Source organism: Micromonospora sp. NBC_00821 (assembly GCF_036347035.1).
Classification (GTDB): domain Bacteria; phylum Actinomycetota; class Actinomycetes; order Mycobacteriales; family Micromonosporaceae; genus Micromonospora; species Micromonospora hortensis.
Window position 1 is genome coordinate 719,976 of record NZ_CP108880.1, and the last position, 23,834, is coordinate 743,809.

The 23,834-nt window shown below is 70.9% G+C and carries 21 protein-coding genes and 1 pseudogene; 17 read left to right on the forward strand and 5 right to left on the reverse strand.

All coding sequences use genetic code 11. The features are described from left to right. Window positions 1-12: 12 nt before the first annotated feature. Window positions 13-591 (forward strand): RNA 2',3'-cyclic phosphodiesterase, encoded by a 579-nt coding sequence (gene thpR, locus OHB44_RS03410; RefSeq protein ID WP_330439596.1) that lies wholly within the window; start codon window positions 13-15, stop codon window positions 589-591. Here the strand turns inward: thpR and OHB44_RS03415 are convergent. Then, the gene (locus OHB44_RS03415) at window positions 561-1,328 is read right to left on the reverse strand and encodes a helix-turn-helix domain-containing protein (protein ID WP_330439597.1); all 768 of its coding nucleotides are present in this window, start codon (window positions 1,326-1,328) and stop codon (window positions 561-563) included. The genes thpR and OHB44_RS03415 overlap by 31 nt on opposite strands. 239 nt (window positions 1,329-1,567) lie before the next feature. Between OHB44_RS03415 and OHB44_RS03420 the strand changes: the two genes are divergently transcribed. Beyond that, a complete protein-coding gene (locus tag OHB44_RS03420) occupies window positions 1,568-2,233 on the forward strand; it encodes a DUF4097 family beta strand repeat-containing protein (RefSeq protein ID WP_330439598.1) in 666 nt (221 codons plus the stop codon). A 15-nt stretch (window positions 2,234-2,248) separates the two neighbouring features. Further along, complete coding sequence (locus OHB44_RS03425) at window positions 2,249-3,079, forward strand: alpha/beta fold hydrolase (RefSeq protein WP_238683804.1); 831 nt, start codon at window positions 2,249-2,251, stop codon at window positions 3,077-3,079. 54 nt (window positions 3,080-3,133) lie between these two features. Here OHB44_RS03425 and sepH read toward each other — a convergent pair whose 3' ends face one another. The 3 genes from sepH to OHB44_RS03440 all read right to left on the reverse strand — a co-directional run bounded on the left by sepH (window position 3,134) and on the right by OHB44_RS03440 (window position 6,826). After that, entirely contained in the window at window positions 3,134-4,210 is a 1,077-nt protein-coding gene (gene sepH, locus OHB44_RS03430) for a septation protein SepH (protein WP_238683803.1), read from the reverse strand. A gap of 185 nt (window positions 4,211-4,395) precedes the next feature. Then, complete coding sequence (gene serC / locus OHB44_RS03435) at window positions 4,396-5,523, reverse strand: phosphoserine transaminase (RefSeq protein ID WP_330439599.1); 1,128 nt, start codon at window positions 5,521-5,523, stop codon at window positions 4,396-4,398. Window positions 5,524-5,719: 196 nt separating this feature from the next. Beyond that, window positions 5,720-6,826, reverse strand: a complete 1,107-nt coding sequence (locus OHB44_RS03440; RefSeq protein WP_210782815.1) for a citrate synthase 2 — start codon at window positions 6,824-6,826, stop codon at window positions 5,720-5,722. 278 nt (window positions 6,827-7,104) lie between these two features. Here OHB44_RS03440 and pdxH point away from each other — a divergent pair, with 278 nt between their 5' ends. The 7 genes from pdxH to OHB44_RS03475 all read left to right on the forward strand — a co-directional run bounded on the left by pdxH (window position 7,105) and on the right by OHB44_RS03475 (window position 13,234). After that, on the forward strand, window positions 7,105-7,734 hold the full coding sequence (pdxH, locus tag OHB44_RS03445; RefSeq protein ID WP_330441178.1) for a pyridoxamine 5'-phosphate oxidase: 630 nt from the start codon (window positions 7,105-7,107) through the stop codon (window positions 7,732-7,734). Beyond that, window positions 7,731-9,029 carry an MFS transporter gene (locus tag OHB44_RS03450; protein ID WP_210782817.1) on the forward strand — a complete coding sequence of 433 codons (1,299 nt, stop codon included), beginning with the start codon at window positions 7,731-7,733 and terminating at the stop codon, window positions 9,027-9,029. Before pdxH ends, OHB44_RS03450 begins: the two co-directional genes overlap by 4 nt. An 18-nt stretch (window positions 9,030-9,047) precedes the next feature. Beyond that, window positions 9,048-9,977 carry an aldose 1-epimerase family protein gene (locus tag OHB44_RS03455; protein ID WP_266303824.1) on the forward strand — a complete coding sequence of 310 codons (930 nt, stop codon included), beginning with the start codon at window positions 9,048-9,050 and terminating at the stop codon, window positions 9,975-9,977. Continuing rightward, complete coding sequence (locus tag OHB44_RS03460; protein ID WP_091395235.1) at window positions 9,977-10,579, forward strand: nitroreductase family protein; 603 nt, start codon at window positions 9,977-9,979, stop codon at window positions 10,577-10,579. The genes OHB44_RS03455 and OHB44_RS03460 overlap by 1 nt, the downstream gene beginning before the upstream one ends. 187 nt (window positions 10,580-10,766) lie before the next feature. Continuing rightward, window positions 10,767-11,072, forward strand: a complete 306-nt coding sequence (locus OHB44_RS03465; RefSeq protein ID WP_030329612.1) for a type II toxin-antitoxin system VapB family antitoxin — start codon at window positions 10,767-10,769, stop codon at window positions 11,070-11,072. A gap of 44 nt (window positions 11,073-11,116) precedes the next feature. Further along, the gene (locus tag OHB44_RS03470) at window positions 11,117-12,280 is read left to right on the forward strand and encodes an acyl-CoA dehydrogenase family protein (RefSeq protein ID WP_330439600.1); all 1,164 of its coding nucleotides are present in this window, start codon (window positions 11,117-11,119) and stop codon (window positions 12,278-12,280) included. A gap of 99 nt (window positions 12,281-12,379) precedes the next feature. Then, window positions 12,380-13,234: a DUF4230 domain-containing protein gene (locus tag OHB44_RS03475; protein ID WP_238683798.1), complete on the forward strand. Its 855-nt coding sequence runs from the start codon at window positions 12,380-12,382 to the stop codon at window positions 13,232-13,234. Window positions 13,235-13,428: 194 nt separating this feature from the next. On the opposite strand, the gene OHB44_RS03480 is transcribed toward OHB44_RS03475, so the two are convergent. Continuing rightward, a complete protein-coding gene (locus tag OHB44_RS03480) occupies window positions 13,429-13,638 on the reverse strand; it encodes a PspC domain-containing protein (protein WP_030486383.1) in 210 nt (69 codons plus the stop codon). A 373-nt stretch (window positions 13,639-14,011) separates the two neighbouring features. On the opposite strand from OHB44_RS03480, the gene OHB44_RS03485 reads away from it, so the two are divergent. The 7 genes and pseudogenes from OHB44_RS03485 (at window position 14,012) to OHB44_RS03515 (ending at window position 23,829) form a co-directional block, all read left to right on the forward strand. Further along, the gene (locus OHB44_RS03485; RefSeq protein WP_330439601.1) at window positions 14,012-15,382 is read left to right on the forward strand and encodes an L-serine ammonia-lyase; all 1,371 of its coding nucleotides are present in this window, start codon (window positions 14,012-14,014) and stop codon (window positions 15,380-15,382) included. A gap of 72 nt (window positions 15,383-15,454) precedes the next feature. Next, window positions 15,455-16,282: an ABC transporter permease gene (locus OHB44_RS03490; protein ID WP_330439602.1), complete on the forward strand. Its 828-nt coding sequence runs from the start codon at window positions 15,455-15,457 to the stop codon at window positions 16,280-16,282. 142 nt (window positions 16,283-16,424) lie between these two features. Continuing rightward, window positions 16,425-17,030 (forward strand): annotated as a pseudogene (locus OHB44_RS03495) (ABC transporter ATP-binding protein); the annotation flags it as partial. Beyond that, complete coding sequence (locus tag OHB44_RS03500) at window positions 17,027-19,087, forward strand: DUF5941 domain-containing protein (RefSeq protein ID WP_372488295.1); 2,061 nt, start codon at window positions 17,027-17,029, stop codon at window positions 19,085-19,087. The pseudogene OHB44_RS03495 and the gene OHB44_RS03500, both read left to right, overlap by 4 nt. 14 nt (window positions 19,088-19,101) lie before the next feature. Continuing rightward, complete coding sequence (locus OHB44_RS03505; protein WP_238683794.1) at window positions 19,102-21,312, forward strand: bifunctional glycosyltransferase/CDP-glycerol:glycerophosphate glycerophosphotransferase; 2,211 nt, start codon at window positions 19,102-19,104, stop codon at window positions 21,310-21,312. Window positions 21,313-21,438: 126 nt separating this feature from the next. Further along, window positions 21,439-22,737 (forward strand): ABC transporter ATP-binding protein, encoded by a 1,299-nt coding sequence (locus OHB44_RS03510; RefSeq protein WP_238683793.1) that lies wholly within the window; start codon window positions 21,439-21,441, stop codon window positions 22,735-22,737. 93 nt (window positions 22,738-22,830) lie between these two features. Beyond that, window positions 22,831-23,829 carry a hypothetical protein gene (locus OHB44_RS03515; RefSeq protein ID WP_330439603.1) on the forward strand — a complete coding sequence of 333 codons (999 nt, stop codon included), beginning with the start codon at window positions 22,831-22,833 and terminating at the stop codon, window positions 23,827-23,829. Window positions 23,830-23,834: the final 5 nt, after the last annotated feature.

The following is a 23,834-nucleotide window of genomic DNA, read 5'->3' on the forward strand; positions in this document are numbered from 1 at the left end:
CGGCCGTACGCTGTGCGACTCTTCGTCGCGGTCCGTCCGTCCGTCGAGGCCGTCAATCATCTCGTCGCACAGGTCGCGCGCCTGCGCGTCGCCGCGGCGACCGCGGCTGGCATCAATGTCCGCCTCGCCGACCCGGCCGACCTGCACCTCACTCTGGCGTTCCTCGGTGCCGTCGAGTCTGCCCGGCTGGTCGAGGTGGACAGTGCGCTCGGTTTGGCCACCGAGCGGTTCCGGGACGGCCGGGATGCCGTACCCCGGTTGAGCCTCGGTGGCGGTGGGCGGTTCGGCCGGGTCCGATCCACAGTGCTCTGGGTGGACCTGCGCGGGGAGGTCGAGGCGTTGCACGTGCTCGCCGGGCTGATCCGGTCCCGGCTGAGCCAGGGCCGGCTGCCGTACGACGAGAAGCCGTTTCGGCCCCACCTGACCGTCGCCCGGCCCGGCGACCGGATGGACCCGGCCGACGTCGAGGCCGACCGGGTCAGCCTGGACGGGTACGAAGGACCATCGTGGCCGGCATCGGAGCTGCTGCTGGTGCGCAGCCACCTCGGCGGCCGACCGCGCTACGAACGGATCGCCGCCTGGTCGCTGTGAGTCGGCAGCACGTCGCTGGTCGCGCTGGATGGCCTGCTGCGGAGAACCTCGCGGGCCTGTTCGGCCGCGCGGGTGATGCTCTCGCTGATGAAGTCGAGGAAGCGGGCGATGTTCTCCAGTCGGGCGGCGGCGGGGGTGTGCGCGCCGAGGAGGGCGACACCCTGGCGTGCGATCGCGACGAGATGGTCGTTGGCCCGAGCGCTGGCGATCGTCGCCTGGTAGAAGAGCTCGTCGTCGACCAGGTAGCGGTCGCGGCGGCGTTCGTCGCGTTCGCGGCGGACGAGGCTCTGGCCCTCCAGGAAGGTGATCGCCTTGGAGATCGACGCCGGGCTGACCTGGAGGCGCTGGGCGAGCTCGGACGCGGTGAGACTGCCGGAGTCGGTGAGGAACAGACTGGTCAACACCCGGGCCCCCATCTTGTTCAGGCCGGAGGCCATGAGGACCGTGGTGAACGACTCCTCGTAGTCGGCTGCCGCCTGGGCGTCGCGTCCGTCCTGTCGGGGGGCTGCCTCGGTGCCTCGGGAGGGGGCGGGCCTGCGCCGGTGGGCGCGGCGCTCGGTCGCGTGATGGGCCAGGTCGGCGCGGTAGCCGGTGGGACCGCCGTTGCGCATCACCTCCCGCGTGACAGTCGAGGTGGGACGGTCGAGGCGTCGGGCGATCTCGGCGTAGGGGAGGCTGTCGGCCAGCCCCAGCGCGATCTGCTGACGTTCCTGTCGGGTGAGCCTGCCTCCCGGCATCGCGATCTCCCTCGTGGTCCCCGTAGGGCGGTGGCCCCAGCCTCCACCACCATAGCGTTAACTCCCATGCCAATGCAACGCAGCAATCCGCGATGTTGCATTAGATTCTGGGTCGTTGCAACAAAACCACGGCTTTGAGCGGCGTAAACACAGGCTCACTGCAACATAGTTGTTGCAGAATCTGGAAAGCAACGTAGCGTTTCCCACATAAGAAACAAGCGCCGACCTGGGAGAGCACGATGCAGACGTTCGCCACCCCCGCCCCCATCTCCGCCGTCCTGGACATTCCCGCCGGACGCATCCAGCTCATCGCCGCGGACCGCGCCGACGCCACCGTCGAGGTCCTCCCGGCCGACCCCGCCAAGAGCAGCGACACGAGGGCCGCCGAGCAGACCACCGTCTCCTACGCCGACGGCGTCCTGCGCATCATGACCGCACCTCCCGTCAACAAGCTCTTCGGCCCCTCCGGCTCCCTGGAGGTCACCGTCCGGGTGCCCGCCGGCTCCCACGTCGAGGCCAGGGCCGCCAGCGCCGAGCTTCGGGGCGTCGGCCGCCTCGGCGACGTGGCCTTCGACGGGGCGTACCGGAGAATCAAGATTGACGAGGCAGCGAGTGTTCGCCTCACCGCGATCGACGGCGACGTCGAGGTCGGCCGGCTCAACGGCCCCGCCGAGATCAGCACCACCCGGGGTGACATCACTGTCGCCGAGGCCATGCGCGGCACTGTCGTCCTCCGCACCCAGTCCGGCGACATCTCGATCGCGGCGGCGGCCGGCGTCTCGGCCGCCCTTGACGCCGGCACCGGCCACGGCCGCGTCAGCAACGCCCTCAAGAACGACGGCACCGTCGAGCTCGACATCCACGCCAGCACCATGCAGGGCGACATCAACGCCCGCAGCCTCTGAAAAGGACGAATCGAGATGACTAACAACAGCGTGTCCTCGACCAGTTCGGCGTGGACCGGCATGGTGCCGGTCGACGACACGGCCCTGGCCGTCACCGACACCGGCGGCCCCGGCATCCCGGTGGTCTACCTCAACGGCCAGTTCGCCACCCAGGGCTACTGGCGGCGGGTCATCGCCGAGCTGGGCACCGAATTCCGGCACATCACCTACGACGAGCGGGCTCGCGGCAGGAAGTCGAAGCGCTCAGCCGACTACTCGTTCGAAGCGGCCGTCCGGGACGTCGACGCCGTTCTCGCCGCCCGGGGGGTGGCCCGGGCGGTGCTGGTGGGCTGGTCCTACGGAGCGGTGGTCGGAGCCCACTGGGCCAACCGGAACCCGGAGCGGGCCCTGGGCGCGGTCCTGGTCGACGGCGCGTTCCCGCACGACTGGCTCGACGAGGCCATGGCGCGGCGGATCCGCACGATGTTCCGACGGATGAACCTGTTCATGCCGCTGCTCCGCCCGACCGGCCTCACCCCACGGATGAACGCCGACCAGATGGCGGACAGCAACATCGAACTCGGCGAACTCTCCCGCGAGCGCGAACTGGGCCCGGTGCTGGACGCCATCAGTGTCCCGGTGCGGTACGTGGTCGCCTCGGGAACGTCCCTCGGTAGTCGCGGGGACGAACAGGAGCAGATCCGCGCCAGCCTCGACGCCGTGACCGCCCGCAACCCGCACATCACCATCGGGGCGAAGGTCGCCAGCAACCACGGTGCGATCCTCAAGAAGGACTTCCGCGCCGTCGCCGAGGCCGTACGCGGGGTCGCCGCCCCTCATCGCGAAGACGCCGGAGACAGTCGGTGAGATCCGAACGCACGCGTTGACGGGTGACGCACTGTCACCCGTCAACGCGAGGCGTCAGGAGGATTCGCGGGCGGCCGGGCCGCTGCCGAAGAGCACGTCGTCCCAGCTCGGCAGCCGCTTGCGTGGCTTGCCGTTGGCGTCGGTGGACTCCCCGGAGGCCGCCGCGGCGGCCGTCCGTCGGGGTCGCAGCACCGCCAGCGACGGCACGGCCGGCACCTCCTTGGGCGCGTCCGAATCGTCGTCGAAGGCCGACCCCTGGCCGCCGCCGAGCATCGCGGCGGCACCCCCAGCGACGGGCCGCTGCCGAGGTGCGTCCGACCCGGCAAGAGCAGCCGGGGTACGCGGCTCAAGGCCACGACCCGACGAGCCGCCGAGCGGGCGGTCCAGGGAGGCGAGCAGCGCGTCCCGGCCAGCCCGGATCGGATCGCGGCCGGGGCGCGGGTGCTCGGACGCGGCAGGCAACCCGTGCCCACCACGGCTCGGCTCGCCACGCGACGGACCGGGCAGGGCGTGCCCCGTCCGCTCCGGTGCCGGCTCCTGACCGAGGATCGGCGTGGGCCGCTCGGCGCACAGGTACTGCGCCATGTCGTCGTGCGGCGTGACCACCTGCCGGGCCTTGTCCATGTCCCAGATGGCCTGGGCGGTGGCCTTGCCGGACGGCCAGGTGGCGATGATCCGCCAGGTGCCGTCGTCGCGTCGGTAGGCGTCCCAGGAAATCTTCTCGGTGTCGATGCCGTGCTGGCTCAGCCGACCGTTTACCACCTCGGCGAGCGGGGTGGGCTTCTCCGCGCCCTTGAGGCGGGTGCGACGGGCGTGCTGGGCGAGCATCGCCCGCTCCTGGAGCACCGGGCCGGCGTAGCGCAGCACCCGGTCGACAGGCACCCCGGCGATCCGGGCGACATCCTCGGCGGACTCACCGGAACGGATGCGGGCCTGGATGTCCCGAGGAGACAGTGAGGGAATCGGATCGGCGGTGCTCGGTGCCACAGCGAGCGGCGGGGCACCCGGCTCGGGGTGCATCACGCCGGCGATGCGTTCGTCGATCGGCAGGGCGAGGAGTCGCCCCACCTCGTCGGCGAGCACCAGGGCCTGGCCGTCCTCGGAGAGGGCGACGAAGCGTACTGGGCGCATAGCGTTGCCTCCGTCCCGCTTCGCTGGCCGCACGCCACGAGTCGGCCACCCAGGCGTCTCGGACCACCGTACGCGCATCTGCCTCGGGGTGGGGGAAGCGACACCCCGCATGTCGTGACTGAGCTGCGGCGATGATCACGGTCGGTGTCCGTGGAGGCCCCAACGGACACCGACCGTGACGAACGTCAGAGTCGCTCGACCACGTAGTCGATGGACGCGGTGAGCGCCTCGACATCGGCGGGCTCGACGGCCGGGAACAGCGCCACTCGCAGCTGGTTGCGACCAAGCTTGCGGTAGGGCTCAGTGTCCACGATGCCGTTGGCGCGCAGCGCCTTGGCGATCGCCGTGGCGTCCACCGAGTCGGCGAAGTCGATGGTGGCGACCACGTTGGAGCGCAGCGCCGGGTCGGTGACGAACGGGGTGGCAACGCTGGACCGCTCGGCCCAGCCGTAGACCGCGGCGGCGCTCTCGGCGGTGCGCTTCGCCGCCCAGGACAGGCCGCCCTGCGCGTTCATCCAGTCGGTCTGCTCGGCGGCCAGGAAGATGGTGGCCAACGCCGGGGTGTTGTAGGTCTGCTCCAGCCGCGAGTTGTCGATAGCGGTGACCAGGTCGAGGAAGGCGGGAATGTAGCGCCCGGACGCCTTGATCTCGGCGGCCCGGTCCAGTGCGGCCGGGGACATCAGAGCAAGCCAGAGACCGCCGTCGGAGCCGAAGCACTTCTGCGGAGCGAAGTAGTAGACGTCGGTCTCGCCGACGTTGACATCCAGGCCACCCGCGCCGGAGGTCGCGTCGACAAGCAGCAGCGCGCCCTCGTCGGCCCCGGCCACCCGGCTGATCGGGACGGCCACACCTGTCGAGGTCTCGTTCTGCGGCGTCGCGTACGCGTCGACGCCGGACTCGGCGACCAGGGTCGGCGCGCTGCCCGCATCGGACTTGCGCACTGTCGGCTCACCCAGGAACGGGGCGTCCTTGACCGACTTGGCGAACTTGGCGCCGAACTCGCCGAAGCTGGCGAACTGGGCCCGGTCGCGAATGAGGCCGAAGGTGGCGACCTCCCAGAACGCTGTGGTGCCGCCGTTGCCGATGATCACCTCGTAGCCCTCGGGCAGGGAGAAGAACTCGGCGATGCCGGAGCGCAGCCGGGCCACCTGGTCACGGACCGTCTTCTGCCGGTGCGAGGTGCCGAGGTAGGTGGTCGCTACCTCGGCGAGAGCGGAAACCGCCGCCGAGCGGACCTTGGACGGGCCGCAGCCGAAGCGTCCATCGGCGGGCTTGATCTCATCGGGAATCCGGATGATCGGTGCGTCAGCCACGGTCTTGAAGATCCTTCCGCAAGGGCGAGGGCGGGCCCGGCGACACTGCCGGCCCTCATCCTCGCACCCGCACCGGACGGCGACGGGCGGGGTCCCGGCGGTCGGTCTGAGTCCTTCGCCACAGTCGGCTCCGGTCGCCGACGAGAAGGGCCCCTCCTCGACGCCCGGCGTCGGGGAGGGGCCCTTTCCTACCAGCTCAGACGCCGTGCGGGATGGCCGCCCAGCCCTCGACGTCGGACGGCTTGCGGGTCTCCGGGCCCATGTAGAGGGCGGACGGGCGGACCAGCCGCTGCAGGCGCTTCTGCTCCAGGATGTGCGCGCTCCAGCCGCCCATCCGCGCGCAGGTGAACATCGAGGTGAACATGTGCGCCGGCACCTCGGCGAAGTCCAGCACCACTGCCGACCAGAACTCGACGTTGGTGGCCAGCACCCGGTCCGGGCGGCGGGCCTGAAGCTCGGCGAGGGCGGCCTTCTCCAGCGCCTCGGCGATCTCGAAGCGTGGCGCGCCCAGCTCCTTGGCCGTACGCCGGAGCACTCGGGCGCGCGGGTCCTCGGCACGGTAGACGCGGTGGCCGAAGCCCATCAACCGCTCGCCCCGGTCGAGGACACCCTTGACGTAGCCCTCCGCGTCGCCGCTGCGCTCCACCGCCTCCAGCATGCTGAGCACCCGGGACGGGGCGCCGCCGTGCAGCGGGCCGGAGAGGGCGCCGATGCCCGACGAGATGCAGGCAGCCGCGTCCGCCCCGGTGGAGGCGACGATGCGAGCGGTGAAGGTGGAGGCGTTCAGACCGTGCTCGGCGGCCGAGATGAAGTACGCGTCGACGGCCTTGACGTGCCGCGGGTCAGGCTCGCCGCGCCAGCGCTTCATGAACCGCTCGACGATGGTCTGCGCCTTGTCGATCTCCTTCTGCGGCACCGCCGGCAGGCCGAGGCCGCGGGCGGACTGGGCGACGAAGGAGAGCGCGGTCACCGAGACCCGGGCGAGATCCTCACGGGCCTGCTCGTCGGAGATGTCCAGCAGTTGGTTGAGACCCCAGTACGGGGCCAGCATGGCGACAGCGGACTGCACGTCGACGCGGATGTCACCGGAGTGCACCGGCACCGGGAACGGCTCCGCCGGCGGCAGGCCCGGCCCGAACCGGCCGTCGACCAGCAGTGCCCACACGTTGCCGAACGACACCTGGCCGATCAGATCCTCGATGTCGACTCCGCGATAGCGCAGCGCACCGCCCTCACGGTCAGGTTCGGCGATCTCGGTCTCGAAGGCGACGACGCCCTCCAGCCCGGGTTTGAAATCGGCCATGTCGCTCTCCTGGATCTGGTCGGTGCGCCCGATCGCTCATCCGGCCCGATCGGCCGAGCGCCTTAGGCGACCCTCAGGGATGTGTTCGGAACATACTGCCTGCTGAGTAAGGGATACGCGACCCGCTGCGACTGTGCCGCACGCGACATCCCCGGACGCGCATTCTCCGCGCGGCTCAGTGAGACTGGGCAGGGCGGGCTGGTCAGCGCGGGAGGGTGCTGGTGGGGCCCGCGAAAAGGAGTGGGGACGTGACGGGTGACACACCCGCCCCGGCCGCGATGCGTAACGAGTACGCCGCGGACCTGGGCCTGACCGAGGCTGACCTGGCCGTCGACTGGCACACCCAGTTCGACGGCTGGTTCGCCGACGCGGTGGCCTTCGGGCTGCCCGAACCGAACGCCATGGTGGTGGGCACCGCCGACTCTGCCGGCCGGCCGAGCGGGCGGACGGTGCTGCTGAAGGGGTACGACCCGGAGGGCTTCGTCTTCTTCACCAACCACCTGTCGCGCAAGGGCGTCGAGACGACCGCCAACCCGTACGCCAGCCTGGTCTTTCCGTGGTTTCCCATGCAGCGTCAGGTGGTGGTCGCCGGACGGGTCGCGCCCGTCGACCGCGCCACGAGCGAGGCGTACTTCGCCAGCCGGCCGCGTGGCTCCCAACTGGGTGCCTGGGCCAGCCCGCAGTCGCAGGTGGTGTCGGGTCGGGCGGCGTTGGAGCAGCGGTACCAGGAGGTGGCCGAGCGCTTCGCCGACCAGGCGGAGATCCCGACCCCGTCGCACTGGGGCGGGCTGCGGGTCCAACCCGAGTCGGTGGAGTTCTGGCAGGGGCGGGCCGGCCGGTTGCACGACCGGCTCCGCTTCCGCCGCCTCGACCAGGGTGGCTGGGTCGTCGAGCGGTTGGCGCCGTGACGGGTGTGCGGGAGACCCGGCCGCGCGCAGCGCGACGCTGGGCGATCGACGTGCGTCCGCTGCGGGTTCCGGCGTACCGCCGGCTCTGGCTCGGCAACACGGTGGCGATGTTCGGCTTCCAGTTCACCGCCGTCGCGGTGCCGGTGGAGATGTACGCCCTGACCCGGGACTCGTTCTGGGTGGGCCTGCTGGGTGTGGCTGCCTTCGTACCGTTGCTGGTCTTCGGGCTCTGGGGCGGCGCGGTCGCCGACGCCCGTGACCGGCGTGCGGTGCTGCTCGGCGGCTCATTGTTGCTCTGGGCATCCACTCTCGGGCTGCTGCTCCAGGCGGTGCTGGACGTGGGCAGCCCGGTGCTGCTGCTGGCGTTGATGGCGTTGCAGTCGGTGGCGTTCGCGATCAGCTCGCCGGCCCGCAGCGCCATGCTGCCCCGGCTGGTGCCCGACGACCTGGTGGCGTCCGCCACCACCCTGAACTACACGACCTTCACCGCCGCCTCGGTCGCCGGCCCGCTCGCCGCCGGCCTGATCCTCTCCGCCTCGCCGGACACCACTGTGGTCCTACCGATCGCCTACGGGCTGGACGCGGTGTTGTTCACCGCGATGCTCTGGGCCGCGCTGCGGTTGCCCTCGCTCCCGCCCGAGCCCACCGCCGACGGCCAGGCCCGGCGTGCCGGTCTGGCCAGCGTCGTCGACGGGTTCCGCTACCTGGCCACCACCCCGGTCCTGCTGCTGTCCTTCGGGGTGGACCTGATCGCGATGATCCTCGCCATGCCACGGGCCCTCTTCCCGGAGATCGCGCACGAGCGGTTCGGCGGCGGTGGCTCGGTCGGTCTGCTCTACAGCGCCATCGCGATCGGCTCGATGATCGGTGGGCTGACGTCCGGCTGGATCGGCCGGCTCCGCCGCCAAGGGCTCGGCCTGGTGCTCGCGGTGGTCGGCTGGGGCCTGGCGATCGCCGCGGCCGGGTTGGCCCACCAGCTCTGGTTGATGGTCGTGCTGCTCGCCGTGGCCGGCGCCGCCGACCTGATCAGCGCGGTGCTGCGTCAGTCGATGCTGCTGGTCTACGCACCGGACCGGATGCGCGGCCGACTCCAGGGCGTGAACACGGTAGTGGTGGCGGGTGGCCCACGCCTGGGTGATCTGCGCGCCGGCACCATGGCCGCCGGGTTCGGTGGCGGGGTGGCCTGGGTGGCCGGTGGGCTCGCCTCCGCGGTGCTCGTGGTGGTGCTCGCTGTCGCGTTCCCGGCGCTGCTGCGCTACCGGGCGGCGACGGCGTCGAGCGACAACCGGACCTGACCGGTTAGTGTCGCCGGCATGGAAAGCCCCGATCCGCGCCCGTTCTCCGGCGCCCAGTGGACCATCTCCGCCGCCGGCCACGAGGCCGTCATCGTGGAGGTCGGCGGTGGGCTCCGGACGTACCGGCACGACGGTGTCGACCTGCTCGACGGGTACCAGACCGACGAGGTCTGCCCCGGTTGCACAGGGCAGGTGCTGGCACCCTGGCCGAACCGGATCCGCGACGGTCGCTACTCGTTCGACGGGCGGACGCACCAGCTTTCGCTGACCGAGCCGGAGCGGCACGTTGCCATCCACGGGCTGGTCAACTGGGTGCCGTGGCAGTTGCTGGAGCAGTCGGCGGACGCCGTGACGGTCGGCTACGACCTGCCGCCGCAGCCCGGCTACCCGTGGCCGCTGCGGCTGCGCAGCCGGTGGAGCGTCGACGCGGACGGGCTGCGCGCCGAGCACGAGGTGACGAACATCGGTGGGGAGCTGGCCCCGTTCGGCTTCTCCGTACACCCGTACCTGCAACTGCCGGGCGTCGCTGTGGACGACCTGGTGCTGCGGCTGCCCACCCGGAGCCGGGTGCTGGTGGACGGTCGGCTGCTGCCGGTGGGGGTGACCCCGGTGGCCGGCACCGAGTACGACTGGACCAGCCCTCGCCGCATCGGTGCGGCCGTGCTGGACTCCTGTTTCGGCGACGTGATCTCCGACGCCGACGGCGGTTCGTCGGTGAGCCTCGCCGCGCCGGACGGTTCGGCCGCTGTGAGCATCTGGGCGGACGCCGAGTTCGGCTGGTGGCAGGTGTTCACCGGGGACGCCCTCACCGGCGAGCGGCACCGCCGCTCGGTGGCGGTCGAGCCGATGACCTGCCCACCGGACGCGTTCCGGTCGGGCAAGGACCTGCTCACCCTCAAGCCCGGCACCACCTGGCGAGGTGCCTGGGGCATCCGCCCCGGCGCCTGATGGAGTTCGCCGAGGTCGTCCGCCGACGGCGGATGGTGCGCAACTACGACCCGGACCGCCCGGTCCCGCCCGACGTGGTGGACCGGTTGCTCGACCACGCGGTCCGCGCGCCGTCGGCCGGCTTCGCCCAGGGCTGGGGTTTCCTGGTGTTGGAGGAGCTGGCCGATCGGGATCGGTTCTGGGCCGCCACCACCCCCGATGGCGGTGGGCGGGAGCGCTGGCTCGCGGGCATGCGCCGGGCACCCCTGATCGTGGTGCCGCATGCCAACGAGTCGGCCTACCTGCGGCGGTACGCGGAGCCGGACAAGGGCTGGACGGATCAGTCCACGGACCGCTGGCCGGTGCCGTACTGGCACGTGGACGCCGGATTCGCGGCGTTGCTGATGCTGCTCACCGCTGTGGACGAAGGGCTTGGGGCGTGCTTCTTCGGGATTCCGCCGCAGCGGCTCGCCGCCTACCGGGACGCGTTCGGCGTGCCGGCGGAGTACCAACCCATCGGAGCCGTCACAATCGGTTACCGCGCGGCTGACCATCGGTCACCGTCGTTGCGCCGTGGACGTCGTCCGATGGACGAGGTCGTGCGACGAGGCCGGTGGAACTGACGCGGACGTCCCGTTCGTCCGGTTGAGGATCGGACGAGCGATAGCGAAACTGACATCAGGGAGCAGAACGTAGCGTGCGCTGGGCCGCTAGGCTGGCACGGTCATCGGTGCCGCGCCGCGCGGTGCCCGCCGCGGCCCGGCTCGGCGCCGTCGGTCGGCCCGGCCACGGGGAGGGGAGCGTGCCGTCGTGATCTTCAGAGCGGTCCGGGACGGGCGTCCCTATCCGGAGCACAATCTGACGCTCAAGCAGTGGGCGGAGATCCCGCCGAGGCCACTGCGCCTGGATCAGATGATCACCACCAAGCGCGAGTTGGCGCTGGACAAGCTCCTCGCCGAGGATTCCACCTTCTACGGTGACCTCTTTCCGCACGTCGTGCAGTGGAACGGCGGGCTCTACCTGGAGGACGGGCTGCACCGGGCGCTGCGCGCAGCCCTCCAGCAGCGCAACCAGATCCACGCGCGGGTGCTGGTGCTCTCCGAGCCGATCGAGTGACGAGCCCTTCTTTCCCGAGCTGAACCTTCGTTAGGGTGGCGTCCATGACGGCTGCGCTGGACCTGCTCGACCTGGACCCGTCGCTCAGCGAGGAGGAGCGGCAGATCCGCGACGTCGTCCGCCAACTCGTCGACGACCGGGTGCGACCCCACGTCGCCGACTGGTACGAGGACGGCACGGTGCCCGCCCGGGAGTTGGCCCGCGAGTTCGGCAAGCTCGGCCTGCTCGGCATGCACCTGACCGGCTACGGCTGCGCCGGCGCCTCCGCTGTCGCCTACGGGCTGGCCTGCCAGGAGTTGGAAGCCGGCGACTCCGGCCTCCGCTCCCTGGTCTCGGTGCAGGGATCGCTCGCCATGTACGCCATCTGGCGCTACGGCAGCGAGGAGCAGAAGCAACGGTGGCTGCCGTCGATGGCCACCGGTGAGGCGATCGGCTGCTTCGGTCTGACCGAGCCGGATCACGGCTCCGACCCCGCCTCGATGGCCACCCGGGCCCGCCGCGACGGCGACGACTGGGTGCTCACCGGCGGGAAGATGTGGATCACCAACGCCCCGATCGCGGACGTCGCGGTGATCTGGGCGCGCACCGACGAGGGCGTACGGGGTTTCGCCGTACCCATGGACACCCCCGGCGTCACGGCCCGGGAGATCCGCCGCAAGATGTCGCTGCGCGCGTCGGTGACCGGCGAGATCGTGCTCGACGACGTCCGGCTCCCGGCCGACGCCCAACTGCCTGAGGCGGTCGGGCTGAAGGCGCCGCTGAGCTGCCTCACCGAGGCCCGCTACGGCATCGTCTGGGGCGCGGTCGGCGCGGCCCGCGACTGCCTGGAAACCACACTGGCGTACGCGGGCACCCGCACCCAGTTCGGTCGCCCCCTGGCCGGTTTTCAGCTCACCCAGGCCAAGCTCGCCGACATGGCCGTCGAGTTGGTGAAGGGGCAACTGCTCGCGCTGCACCTGGGCCGGCTCGCCGACGGCCGGCGGCTGCGGCCCGAGCAGGTCAGCGTGGGCAAGCTGAACAACGTGCGGGAGGCGCTGGCCATCGCCCGGCAGTGCCGCACCATCCTCGGTGCCAACGGCGTCTCCGGTGAGTACCCGGTGATGCGGCACGCCAACAACCTGGAGAGCGTGCTGACCTACGAGGGCACCTCCGAGATCCACCAACTGGTCATCGGGCAGCGGCTCACCGGGCTCTCCGCGTTCGCCTGACCTGCCCTTTTGTCGCTTCCTGGCGCTCGCCGCGCGACTGTCGTATCGGGGCCGTACCGTCATTGACAGACGACTTGTCTGACGAGGACGGTGAGCGTGATGGCCCGCGACGCTGGCAGCAACGAGCCCACGAGAGAGTTCCCCGGTTACCCGACCGGTGACGATCTCAAGGCGCGGTCGACCGCGACACCCGAGTGGACCGCTGATGCGCCGGGTGGTCCCGGCGAGCCGGCCGGTCCCGCTGGCCCCGGTGGGCCTGGAGGTCCCGGTGGTCCGACGAGCGGTGGCGATGGCCCCGTCGGTGGCGGTGGCGGTGGGGCGGCCCGAGGCCTGCTCCTGCTGCTCGGCGCCGCCGCGCTGGCCGTTGTCGCGCTGCTCGGCATTCAGGCGACCGGGATCCTGCCGGAGTTCCGCAACCCGTTCGCCAAGGAGCAGACCGACCGCAGTCAGCCACCGCTGCTGAAGTCGATCCAGGACCTCAGCCGCTACGTGGCGGCGGAAGGCAACTTCCAGGTAGTGGTCGACACGCAGAACGACCGGCGCAACGTTCCGGACTTCCTGCTCAACGAGCGCACCCTGTTCGTCGGGGCCGGCAGCATCGAGGCGTACGTCGACTTCACCAAGATCGGTGAGGGTGCCGTCGTCCAGTCCGCCGACGGCAAGTCCGTCGAGATCAAGCTGCCCGCGCCGCAGCTCGGTGAGACAAACCTCGACATGGAGAAGAGCTACGTCTTCGCCGAGCAGCGCGGTCTGCTCAACCGACTCGGTGACCTGGTCGGCAACGACCCCAACCGGCAGCAGCAGGTCTACCAGCTCGCCGAGGAGCGGATCACCGCCGCCGCCCGGGACAGCGGGCTCTCGGCCCGAGCCGAGGAGAACACCCGCAAGATGCTGGAGGGGCTGCTCCGCTCCCTCGGCTACCAGCAGATCACTGTCACCTACATAGCCCCCTGACCTGCGTCCCGTACGCCGAAGCGCCCGCACCGACTTCCGTCGGAGCGGGCGCTTCCGTGTGGGGGCCTGCGGCCCCGATCCGCTGCCGGGCCTGAGATGCCAGGACCGCCGCGACACGAGCAATCTTGGACGGTTCCCGCCCAGCTGACGGAAACCGTCCAAGATCTGCGATTACGTGAGGTGCGGCGGGCGGGTCAGTGGCCGGTGGAGGCGAGGTAGCGGTCCTCGTTCGGCATCAGCACCCACAGGATCAGGTAGACGATCACCTGCGTGCCGGGCAGCAGCAGCGACAGCAGGAACAGCAGCCGGACCATTCCGGCCGACATGCCGAACCGCCGTCCGAGGCCGGCGCAGACACCGGCGATCATGCGCCCCTCGCGGGGCCGGACCAGTTTGCGACTCATCGTCGTACTCCCACTCTGCGGCGGTGCGCCGCGTCTGCAATCCACGGTAGAAAGGGATGGCCACCTCGCCCTCGGTCCCGAGGAGGAGCGGCAACCAGTGGACCCGTAGGTGCTTTACCCGGGCAGCCCCCCGCTGACGCCTCCCCGCAGCGCCCCGCCCACCGCGGGGCGGTGCCGGCGGGAGACGGTGATCGGGTGTTCACGTCCCGGACCGGGTGGGCGGTGAGCTGGGCGGGTAGGCTGGCTGATCGGCCTTCCACACCCCGGAGGGCCGGCACCCCATACCCCGGACGGTCACGAGCGGGGCCGCCAGATCGGCGGTCACGACCCGGCCGGGTCCCGTACGCCGGGACGACGGCGAGGAAGCGCAGCCATGATCAGTGTTTTCGACCTCTTCAGCGTCGGTATCGGGCCGTCCAGCTCACACACTGTGGGGCCGATGCGGGCCGCGCGGACGTTCGTCGGCGGGCTGAAGGCCGACGGGCTGCTCAGCGACACGGCGCGGGTGCAGGCCGAGCTGTTCGGCTCGCTGGGTGCCACCGGGCACGGCCACGGCAGCGGTCCGGCGGTGCTGCTCGGGCTGGCCGGCGAGTCGCCGGAGACTGTCGACACGGACACCGTCGGGCCTCGGGTCGAGCGGATCCGGGCCGAGCGGCGGATCAACATCCTCGACGCGCACGAGATCGACTTCGACCCGGATCGGGACCTGACGCTGCACCGCCGCCGGTCGTTGCCGTACCACCCGAACGGGATGACCTTCGTGGCGTACGACCGGTCCGGCGCCGTGCTGCGCAGCCGCACCTACTACTCCGTCGGTGGCGGGTTCGTGGTGGACGAGGCGGCGGCCGGGGCGGACCGGATCAAGCCGGACAGCACAGCGGTGCGGTACCCCTTCCTGACCGGGGCGCAACTCCTCGACGTCACCACCCGCACCGGGCTGTCGATCAGCGAGGTGATGCTGGCCAACGAGCGCTCCTGGCGCAGCGAGGCGGACATCCGGGCCGGTCTGCTGGAGATCTGGCGGGTGATGCAGGAGTGCGTGCAGCGCGGCTGCGAGCGGGACGGCGTACTCCCTGGGGGGTTGAAGGTTCGGCGGCGCGCGGCGGAGCTGCGGCGCGGCCTGGAGGCGGAGGCCGGTTCGGTCGACCCGCTGCACGTGATGGACTGGGTGACGCTGTTCGCGCTCGCTGTCAACGAGGAGAACGCCGCGGGCGGCCGGGTGGTCACCGCGCCGACGAACGGTGCGGCCGGGATCATTCCGGCGGTGCTGCACTACTACACCCGGTTCGTGCCGGACGCCGACGACGAGGGTGTGGTGCGGTTCCTGCTGACGGCGGGGGCGATCGGTGTGTTGTTCAAGGAGAACGCGTCGATCTCGGGCGCCGAGGTGGGCTGCCAGGGTGAGGTCGGTTCGGCGTGCTCGATGGCGGCGGCGGGGCTGGCCGAGGCGCTCGGTGGCACCCCTGAGCAGGTGGAGAACGCGGCCGAGATCGGGATGGAGCACAACCTCGGGTTGACCTGTGACCCGGTGGGTGGCCTGGTGCAGATCCCCTGCATCGAGCGGAACGCGGTGGCTAGCATCAAGGCGATCACGGCCGCCCGGCTGGCGCTGCGCGGCGACGGGGTGCACAAGGTGTCGCTGGACAAGGTCATCAAGACCATGCGGGAGACGGGCGCCGACATGAAGGTCAAGTACAAGGAGACGGCGCGTGGCGGTTTGGCCGTCAACGTGATCGAGTGCTGAGTCCGGTCGATTCGGGGCAATCGTTCACCGACTGCTAACCTGTCGTCCGTTTCAGGAGGCGGGAGGCTCGCGGTGACCTCTGGCGTCGCGGCGTTGTGGTCGCACCGCAACTCGCTGCGCATCCTGGTCAGGCGGGATCTCGCGGTCAAGTACCAGCAGTCGGTGCTGGGTTACTTCTGGTCGTTGATCGAGCCGCTCGGCATGGGCGCCATCTACTGGTTCGTCTTCGGGGTGCTCTACTCCTCCGACACCGGTCGGCACCTCGGTGAGGCGGCCGCGTCGTACCCGTTGTTCCTGATCACCGGCATCTTCGCCTGGATGTGGACCAGCTCGGCGCTGAGCGAGGCGACGAACGCGCTGACCGGCCAGTCGCGGCTGATCACCACGATGAACGTGCCGCGCCAGGTCTTTCCGATCGGCCGGGTCACCGGCCGGTTCGCCGAGTACGCGGCCGGTCTGCCGATCCTGATCGCCATCGCGGTGATCTACGCGGTGCACGGTCGGATCCACACCGGTTGGTCGCTGCTCTCCCTGCCGCTGGCGGTGGCCGTCCAGGCCGTCCTGTTGACCGGACTCGCCCTGCTGCTGTCCGCGTGGAACGTGCTGATGCGCGACGTGGAACGGCTGATGCGGCTGATCATCCGGGTGCTGTTCTACGCCACGCCGATCATCTATCCGCTCAGCCTGGTCCGGCAGTCGGGGCTGCCCGGCTGGTTGAAGGTGGTGTACGAGCTGAACCCGCTGGTCGGGATCTTCCAGCTGCACCACGCGATCTGGTACCCGGACGAGTTTCCGGACGCGCGGCTGCTCACCACCACGATCGTCGGCAGCGTGCTGGTGCTGGCCGCCGGTTGGTGGTCGTTCCGCCGGTTGGAGCCCGCCGTGCTCAAGGAGCTCTGAGGTGGCCGCGCCGATCATCGAGGCCGACGGCCTGGGCATTCGGTTCGTCCGCAACCGTCGCCGTCAGCTACGGCTACGGGAGTTGTTCATCCACCGGGGCGCCCGTGGCGCGTTGCCCGGCCAGTTCTGGCCGTTGCGGGACGTGTCGTTCACCATCGAGCCCGGCGAGACGGTCGGCGTGATCGGGCGCAACGGCACGGGCAAGAGCACACTGCTGCGGCTGATCGCCGGGGTGCTCATCCCCGACGAGGGCGGCATCCGGGTGCACGGCGCGGTGGCGCCGTTGCTGGAGTTGTCCGCCGGTTTCTCCAACGACCTGACCGGGCGGGAGAACCTGCACCTGGTCGGTGGGCTGCACGGACTGTCGACGAGCTACCTGAAGCGGCACTTCGACGAGATCGTCGAGTTCGCCGGTGAGCAGGTGGAACGGGCCATCGACACGTCGGTGCGGCACTACTCGTCGGGGATGAAGGTGCGGCTGGGCTTCGCGATCATCTCGCACCTGCCGCACCCGATCCTGCTGATGGACGAGGTGACCGCGGTCGGGGACGCGGAGTTCCGCAAGAAGTGTTACGCGACTATTGATCGTCTGCTCGGGGAGGGGCGCACGCTGGTGCTGGTGTCACACAACGAAAAGGACCTGACCCGGTTCTGCCGTCGGGGGTTGTACCTCGACGCGGGCCGGTTGACGCTCGACGGCACCATCGCCGAGGCGCTCGACGCGTACCACGCCGCGGTTCCGCGGTGACGCTCGCGATCGTGCTCGCCGCCGGGACACCCGCGGCGGGCCTGACCACGGCGACCGGTGAGCCGCTGGCCGACCGGCTGGCCGCCCAGTTGCGCCTGGCCGGGGCGGACGAGGTGCGCTTCGCCGCCAACCTCGACGAGCTGTCCGACCTGGTCACCAGGGCGACCGCCCCGGTGCTGATCACCGGCACGGACCTGGTCGCGCACACCGCCGTACTGCGGCACCTGGCCACCAGCCCGGTGGGCCCCACTGTCGCGCTGGTCCTCGGCGACCCGCCGGTGCCCGGTCGGACCGCGGTGCGCGAGGAGCGCGGCCAGGTGGTCGACGCCGGCGCGTTGGACGCCCTCGACGGGGCCGCCACCGGCGTGTTCGGCGGCGCGCTGCGGGTCGGCGTGGACGACCTGCCGAACCTCGCGGCCGCCGCCCGTGCCGCCGCGTCCGGGATGCTTCCCGTCGCCGCCCCGATCGGCCCGGCCGGCGACGTGGCGCCGCTGCCGGCGACCGGCGGAACCGGCTCCGGAGGGTCGGTAGCGGCCGGTGGCCCCGGGTCCGCCGTGGACCGGATCTTCGCGGGTCTCGCGGCGCTCGGCACCCTGATCTTCGCCCAGCGGGTACGCCTGCTCGTCGCCCACCGGGTCGAGGACCAGGCCGGGCTGACCGCTGCCGAGACGGCGGTGACCGCTGTCGACGAGGACCGGGCCGAGCTGCGGCTGTCGGTGAAGGAGAAGGACGACTTCTTCTCCACCTACTTCGTCAGCACCTGGTCGCCGTACGTGGTCCGGCTCTCGGCCCGGCTCCGGCTCACCCCGACCGGGGTGACGGTGATCTCGGTGCTGTTCGCGTTGGGCGCGGCGGTGCTGTTCGGGGTCGGTGGGCGGCCCGCGCTGGTCGGTGGCGCGGTGCTGCTCTACCTGGGTTTCGTGCTGGACTGCGTCGACGGCCAGCTGGCCCGCTACACCCGGCACTTCAGCGCCTGGGGTGGCTGGTTGGACACGATGGCGGACCGGGCCAAGGAGTACCTGGTCTACGCCGGGCTGGGCTTCGGGGTGAGCCACGCCGGGCTGGGCAACGGGTGGGCGCTCGCGATCGCCGCGATGACGTTGCAGACCGTCCGGCACATGACCGACACCTGGTACGGGGTGCTGCACGACGAGGCGGCGCGTCGGCCGCGTACGGCGACGAACGCCGGCGGCGGGATCGGTGACCGGCTCAACGCGGCGTCGACCCGGGTGCAGGCGGACACCGGCTCGCTGTCGTACTGGCTGAAGCGGACAGTGGTCTTCCCGATCGGTGAGCGGTGGGCGTTGATCGCGCTGACAGTGGCGCTGTTCAACCCGCTGGTCAGCCTGATCGCCGTGCTGGTCTGGGGGGTGCTGGCGTTCGCGTACACCGGGGCGCTGCGGACGCTGCGGGCCCGCTGGATGTGGGTGCCCGTGCTGGACACTGTCGACGCCACGCTGCACCGCGACGACGGGCCGCTGGCCCGCTGGTTGCCTGTGGTCCGCCCGATGGGGCCGCTGACCCTGGCGGTGATCGCCGCGCTCGGCCCGGCGGTGCTGCTGGTCGGGGCGCTGCTCAGCGACGCGCCCGAAGGGCTGCGTTGGGCGGTGCCGGTGGCGCTGCTGGTGTTGCTGGTCGGAGGGCTGGGCGCCGGGGCGGCGCACAACGGTCCGCTGGACTGGCTGGTGCCCGCCGCGTTGCGGGCCGCCGAGTACCTGTTCGCCATCGCGGTCGGGGTGGTCGGCGAGGCGCCCGGCTGGCTGATCTTCGGGTACGTCTTCGTGCTCACCGTGCACCACTACGACCTGACCGCCCGGCTGGAGAAGCGACAGGTGGCACCGCCCCTGCACGCGGCGACGCTGGGCTGGGAGGGGCGCTCGGTGCTGCTGGCCCTCGCGGCGATCGCCGGTATTGCGGGTATCGGACTGGCTACACTCGGTGCGTACCTTCTCGTGGTTTTCGTGGTGAGCGTCGTCCTGGCCTGGTTCGTGCGACCGGCCCGTAGCGCGCGGGCGTCGGTGGCGCCGGCGGGCGCTGGAGGTGCCGCGCCGCGCTGACGGAGGGCGGCCGGATGACTCTGATCAGCTTCGTGGTGCCGGCCTTCCGGGTGCAGGGATACCTGCGGGAATGCCTGGACTCCATCCTCGGTCAGCCGGAGACCGACATCGAGGTGATCGCCGTCGACGACTGCTCGCCGGACGCCAGCGGCGACATCATCGACGAGTACGCGGCCCGCGACCAGCGGGTGCACTCGGTCCGGCTGTCGGAGAACGTCGGCCTCGGTCCGGCCCGGAACATCGGGCTGGACCGGGCCGTCGGCGAGTACGTGTGGTTCCTCGACGGCGACGACTGGCTGGCTCCGGAGTGCCTGACCGAGGTCGCCGAACGGTTGCGGGTCACTCGCCCGGACGTCCTGCTGGTCGACCACGTGCGCACCCACTGGAACGACACCGCCACCCGCAGCGCGATGGCCGAGGTGTTTCCGGAGTCGCCGGGCCCGGGCACCTTCCGCCTGCGGGACCGGCCGCAGGCGATGCACCTGCTGCACACCGCGTGGAACCGGCTGGTCCGTCGGGAGTTCCTCGCCGACCTGGGGCTTCGCTTCGCGCCCGGCTGGTACGAGGACGTCTCGTTCAGCTACCCGGTGCTGATGGCAGCGCACCGGATCGGCGTACTGGACCTGGTCTGCGTCAACTACCGCCAACGCCGCGCCGGCGCGATCACCCGGACCCGGGGTGACCGGCACTTCGAGGTCTTTCCGCAGTGGCACCGCGTCTTCCACCTGATGGATTCGTGGGGGTCGGCGACGGAGGCCCTGCGGCCGGCGGTCTTCGAACGGATGATCTGGCACTACCTGACAGTGCTCGGCAACGGTCAGCGGATCGCGCCGGAGCTGCGGGAGGCGTTCTTCGCGCAGATCACCGCGGACTACGAGCGTTGGCTGCCGGCCGGCGGCTACCCGGTGCCGGACGGGGTCGAGGGGATCAAGCACAAGCTGGTCGCGTCCGGCCGGTGGCGCACCTTCAGCGCGTTGCGGGCCGCCAGCCGGGCCCGCGACGCCGCCCGCCGGCGGGCCCGCACCGCGCGCCGCACTGTCGGCCCGGTCGCCCGGCGCGGTGCCCGGCTGACCCGGGACGGGCTGCTGCGCGAGTACTACCGGGCTGAGTTGCGGCGGCCGGTCGACCCGACGCTCGCGGTGTACGCGGCGTACTGGTACCGGGGTTACTCCTGCAACCCGGCGGCCATCTACGAGGTCGCCCGCCGGTTGGCGCCGGGGGTGCGCGGGGTGTGGGTGGTCCGCCGGGACCGGGTGGACACCGTGCCGGCCGGAGTGGAGTACGTGGTGGCCGGCACGCCGGCGTACTACCGGGTGCTCGCCCGCGCCCGGTGGCTGGTCAACAACGTCAACTTTCCGGACTTCGTCCGTAAGCGGCCGGAACAGGTGCACGTGCAGACCCACCACGGCACGCCGGTCAAGGTGATGGGGCTGGATCAGCAGCGCTACCCGATCGGCGCGGGCCGGATGGACTTCGCCGGGCTGCTGCGCCGGGTGGACCGCTGGGACTACAGCGTCAGCGCCAACAGCTTCTCCACCCAGATGTGGGACCGGGCGTACCCGGCCACGTACACCACGCTGGAGGTGGGGTACCCGCGCAACGACCGCCTGGTCACGGCCAGCCCGGACGAGGTGCGCCGACTCCGTGCGACGTTCGGCCTCGACCCCGACGAGCAGGTCGTCCTGTACGCCCCGACGCACCGTGAGCACCTGCCCGGCTACCGGCCGCCGTTCGACCCGGACCGGTTCGTCCAGGCGCTGGGTGACTCCGGCCGGTTGCTGATGCGCAGCCACTACTTCCACGACCGTGATCGACGTCCCGGCCAGCCGAGGGACTGGGAGAGGGTTCGTGACGTCAGCGGCCATCAACGGGTGGAGGATCTCTACCTGGTGGCGGATGTGCTGGTCACCGACTACTCGTCGGCCATGTTCGACTATGCGGTGTTGGACCGGCCGATAGTGCTCTACACCCCGGACTGGGAGGCGTACCGGCTGGCCCGGGGTGTCTACTTCGACGTCACCGCCGAACCGCCGGGCGCGGTGGCCTCCACTTTCGCCGATCTGCTCGACCTGTTCCGTACCGACGGTGTGCGCTCGGACGCGGCGACCAAGGCCCGCGAGCATTTCCGGGCCCGGTTCTGCACGTTGGACGACGGCCGGGCGGCGGAGCGGGTGGTGCGGCAGGTGTTCCTCGGGGAGCCGGGCGAGCGGTCCACGCGCTGCTGATCGCGGCTTCTGTCGTGTAATAGCAGTGTCATCGATCGAACATGAGACGTTTACCCGATGTCACAAACCCATGATCCTGGTCACAGTCTTGTGGGGTTCGGTCGACGCGCGCTGGGGGGGAAGACGGTGAGCACCGTCACGCTCAAGGATGTGACCAAGGTTTTCCGAGATGGCACGCTGGCCGTCGACAGCATCAACCTGGATGTGAACGACGGCGAGTTCATGGTGCTGCTTGGGCCGTCCGGGTGCGGCAAGTCGACAGTGCTGCGAATGATCGCCGGGTTGGAGGAGCCGACCACCGGCGCGGTCATGCTCGACGGGGAGGTGGCGAACGACCTGCCCCCACGGGACCGCAGGATCGCCATGGTCTTCCAGGACTTCGCCCTCTACCCGCACATGAGCGTTGGCGACAACATCGCGTTTCCGCTGCGGCTGGCCGGGGTCGAGCCCGAGCCGCGGGGCGAACGGGTCAGCGACGTGGCGAGCGCGCTGGGCATCGGTGACGTGCTGGCCCGCAAGCCAGGTCAGCTCTCCGGCGGGCAGCGGCAGCGGGTGGCGATGGGGCGCGCGATCGTCCGCCGGCCCGGCCTGTTCCTGATGGACGAGCCGTTGTCCAACCTGGACAGCGGCCTGCGGGCCGAGTTGCGTGCGGAGATCTCCGGCCTGACCCGCGAGCTGGGCGTCACCACTGTCTACGTCACGCACGACCAGGCCGAGGCGCTCACCATGGCCGACCGGGTGGCCATCATGCGCCGTGGCGTGCTCCAGGACGTGGGCACACCGACCCAGGTGTACGGCCGGCCGGCGACTCTCTACGTGGCGGCGTTCCTGGGCAGCCCACGGATGAACCTGCTGGAGGCGTCGGTCTACGTCCATCTCGACCGGTACGTCACGCTCAACCTCGGTGACCAGTCGCTCTACCTGCCCTGGAACGACATCCGCAGTCGGGCGGTGGCGCACTACCACGGTGAGCGGATCGTGGTCGGCATGCGGGCCGAGGCGCTCACTCCGGTCGCACCGGACAGCCCCGGCGACGTGCTGCGTGGGCGGATCCGCTACCTGGAGCACCACGGGCACGAGTCGTTGGCGTTCCTCGACATCGGCGCGACAGCGATCGTTGTCGACGAGATGGGTGCCCCGCTCGAACCGCCGCCGGTCGGCCAGCGCGGCCTGCGCCGCTTCGGCTCGGTGATGCAGCGACTCACCGGCAAGCCGGTGGACGCGCAGGAGGCCCCGCCCAGTGGCGTCCAGACCAGCGTGCTCCCCGATCCGGGCCGGCACCACCGCCGCCCGGCGGAGTTGGCGGTGCGGCTGGCGCCGTACCCGGCGGTCAGCGCCGGTCACCCGCTCGCCGTCTCGGTACGGATGGACGCGCTGCACTTCTTCGACGAGCGCGGTGACCGGATCGACGTGGGTTGGCGCTGACGACGTACCCGGACGGGGTGGCGGGCCCGCCACCCCGTGCCCTACCGTCTGCCCACCAGTCCACTGTGAAAGACCACCGAGAGGGGTGCACCCGTGTCGGGTGACCGTCCCAGCCCGCTCGTCATCGAGCGCATCCTGCGGGATCGCGAGAGCATCTGGCAGCAGATCGTGGCCGAGCGTGACCTCAACGCCCTCACCGGGCGGATGCTGACCAGCTCCGCCATCGCGTTGGCCTGCTACGGGGCGGTGCTGGGCTTCTTCCACAGCCCGCTGATGGCGCTGACCTCGGCGCTGAAGCTGCCGTTGCTGTTCCTGGTCACCCTGGTCATCTGCCTGCCCACGCTCTACCTCTTCAACCTGGTCTTCGGCGCCCGGCTCTCGGTGCGGCAGTCGTTGGCGCTGGTGATGGTGGCGATCACTGTCACCTCGATGCTCGCTGTGGCGTTCGCGCCGATCAGCCTCTTCTTCCTGATCACGGCCAACGACTACGGTTTCTTCAAGCTGCTCAACGTGTCGATCCTGACCCTGTCTGCGCTGGTCGGGTTGCGCTTCCTGACCAGCGGGATGCAGGTGCTCAACGACAACGGGCTGCTCGCGCCCGAGGCCGCCAAGGTCACTGCCGACGAGCGGGCCGGCGCCCCGGCGCCGGTCCAGGCCGTGCCAGCCGCGGTGCCCGCCGGGCCGTCGCCGGCCGCCGGTCAGAGCGCCGAGCCGGTCGCCGTGCCGGCCGGGGCCGCAGTGGCCGAGTCGACAGCGAACGGTGCCGTGACCACCGCGACGGCTCCGGCCCAGGTTCCGACGCAGTGGGCCGGTCAGCCGGCGGGTGCCTCGTTCCCGCCCGGCATGCTGCCGCCCGGCTACGTGGCGCAACGCCCATGGGACGGCCGTACGGCCCGACGCGGTGAGCCGACGCAGCGGCCGGCCAGCATGACCCTGCTCTACATCTGGATCCTGCTCTTCGGTTTTGTCGGCACCCAGCTGGCGTGGACGTTGCGCCCGTTCTTTGGCGACCCGGGGCAGGATTTCTCCTTCTTCCGCAGCATCGACGGCAACTTCTATGCGGAGATCCTGCGGATCATCGGCAACCTCTGACCGTG